1 pseudogene is annotated in these 689 nt (G+C 60.5%); it reads left to right on the top strand.

The features are described from left to right. Positions 1-378 precede the first annotated feature (378 nt). Positions 379-689, top strand: a pseudogene (locus tag JT719_RS24250) (IS5 family transposase); the annotation flags it as partial.

Below are 689 nucleotides of genomic sequence, written 5' to 3'. Positions count from 1 at the left end.
AAGGCTGTCGGGTGCCGCCCGGCAGCCTTTTTCTCTCCGCATCCAGCTCGGAAAGGAGATGGATCATGAACAGGATCGCTGGCGATGACGGGCATGGAATAGGCCCCCTTGGTTTCATCATCTTCGCTGTCACCATCATCGTGGTTCTCTCCGCCCTCTTGGATTGGCTCATCTAGAGTCGAGCTGTCCGAGCGTGCGGCCTTGGAACATGGGAGGGGTGAGATGCCGACCTCCGTTAAGGAGATGCTTGCGGCTGCCAATGCCTCAGTGCCACGGATCAGCCATGAGGAAGCGGCTGCTCTAGGGTCTGTTGACGTTTGAGGTGTGCAGGGGATTCCCAAAGCCGCAGGAATTTGATTCAAAGCTGCCGACAGGGAGGTGGCTTTGGACCGGATGGTATTGCGCGATGATCAATGGGAGCGGATCGCTCCTCTTCTTCCCGGAAAAGTCGGAGATCCCGGCCGCTCGGCGGTGGACAACCGGCGCTTTGTCGAAGCGGTGCCCTGGATTGTCCGGGTCGGGGCGCCGTGGCGTGACCTGCCAACGGCGTTTGGCTCATGGAACTCGGTTTTCCAACGCTTTCGCCGGTGGCCAAGGCCGGTGTCTTCGAGCGGCTGTTCACGGCCTTGGCGGCGGATGCGGACTTCGAGTACGCGATCATCGATGGAACCATCGTCCGGGTGCACCAG

The organism is Sabulibacter ruber (assembly GCF_017355955.1).
Lineage (GTDB): Bacteria > Bacteroidota > Bacteroidia > Cytophagales > Hymenobacteraceae > Nibribacter > Nibribacter ruber_A.
This window is presented reverse-complemented; position numbering and strand designations above follow the sequence as displayed.